2 protein-coding genes are annotated in these 1747 nt (G+C 52.9%); both read right to left on the reverse strand.

Features of this window, described 5'->3' with window-relative positions:
• Positions 1-58: 58 nt before the first annotated feature.
• Complete coding sequence (locus ACR0LW_RS21195) at positions 59-1078, reverse strand: glutathione S-transferase C-terminal domain-containing protein (RefSeq protein ID WP_480884414.1); 1020 nt, start codon at positions 1076-1078, stop codon at positions 59-61.
• A 10-nt stretch (positions 1079-1088) separates the two neighbouring features.
• Complete coding sequence (locus tag ACR0LW_RS21200) at positions 1089-1655, reverse strand: hemerythrin domain-containing protein (RefSeq protein ID WP_480884416.1); 567 nt, start codon at positions 1653-1655, stop codon at positions 1089-1091.
• Positions 1656-1747 lie beyond the last annotated feature (92 nt).

The following is a 1747-nucleotide window of genomic DNA, read 5'->3' on the forward strand; positions in this document are numbered from 1 at the left end:
TCCAAAATAGTAACGTTTGGTTACGAAGCTAGGCCTCCCAAATACACCTAGACGAGGCCTACAGTGTTGCAAGGTCAGGGTGGTGATAGGCCTCTGGGTATGACATTGGCTTGAATGGCCCATTGGGCACTACGCTATTCCAACTGCGTCCGAAATAACCCTGGCGGCAGTGTACAAGAGACCCTGCCTCGGCAATTCCGGGCAACGCGTATACTCGGCACAGCCACCGCCACAAGTATGGGTAATCTAGGATTCTCGCACCATTAAGCTTCATTCGCGCATAGTAGACGGGATCGTGACGATAGAGAGTTGGGAACAGGCGAAGATCTACTTCTGAAAAGTGGTTGCCTGTCAAATAGGGCCTGCCATCTGAGAGATGCTCCTCCAAATATTCGAGTGTCTCAAAATAGGCGTCAAAAGCTGTTTCATAGATCGTTTGATCAGACGAAAACCCGGCCTTGTAGGCACCATTGTTAATCGCTGTATAAATCCGTTCGTTCAGGTCGTGGATTTCGTGACGCGGCACTTCGTCTGGGTAAAGCCTAACGCGTGCAGCTGCCGGGATTGTGCTGCCAAGTGAATCCGCCGCAGCGTCCAGCATTCGGACAATTTCAGCGCTTTCGTTATTAACAATGCGTCCTTGTATCTTGTCATAAAGGATTGGAAGGGATTGCTCTTCAGAGCCTTCGGCACGATAGATCTCTTTGGCAAGGCGCAGTCCTTTGCCAGTGCCGGTCTCACTCGTGCATTCTGGCAAAGTCTCACCTGTGAGCGATGCAATCCGATCAGGTGCAAACTCCCATAGGTTTGGCGCCTCTGGATCGTCGTCGCTGGTGCGGTTTGGAAATGCAACGTCCATCGTGATGCTGTTTTGAAGGCTCAACACATCTCGCGCCAGCGTCACTCTGTGACACCACGGACAATTCAGTGCTACGAAAAGGTGATAGCGATCAGGTTCTGCCGGAAACACAGGATCGCCAATAGCGTGGCGAAAGCCGCTTACACCGCGCACGAATTCACCCCGCGCGCGGCGCTTGTTGATATCAGTTTGGTCTTCTTCTGTAGACGTGTCGGTCATGACTTCAGCATCATCCTCTGAGGCGGTGATGCAAGATGATTGGCACGGCCAATTCTTCCTCATCGCTTAGATGCCGTTTCAGGAACGCTTCAATCGTGTTGCACGTCGCATGGAGCTGTCCGGCTTCGTCGTAAGCTTGCTCCTCATCAAGTGCGGATAGCTTGATCACACGGTTCGCAGTGCCGGTGAAGTCACTCAGCACCTTATCCAGATCGAAGTGATCCTGTTCCAGCAACTCAAGCCCCGCATCAAAACGAGGGTCCGCAGCAGATAGTTCAGGGAAATAGCTGCGATCTTCCCAGCCGTGATGGCCATGCAGGTTCCCAACCAGGTTGCCGCCATAGTAGGATAGCCGCCCCACGTAGTCGTCCAACCCCAGCTCGTTGCTCAAAACCCGTTCTGTATCCAAGCGAATACGTTCTGCAACACGGCGAAACATCTCGTGCGCGCCGAGCCAATGCCTGGTTTTTTCTTTGAAACCTGGATGGGTTTCCCAACTGTCGCGGGGGTATTGGTCCAAGAGAAACCGCATTTCTTGAGGCATGTCGTCTTGGCGAATGGCATATGTATCGAGCATCGGTTGTCTCCTTTCAGGCCAAAGATGGGAGGTCGGGCAACTGCTCGCCACTAACGAGAACGCACAGTCACTATGCGTCAGCGAACCCCCGC

It is taken from the genome of Ruegeria sp. N4 (genome assembly GCF_056531425.1).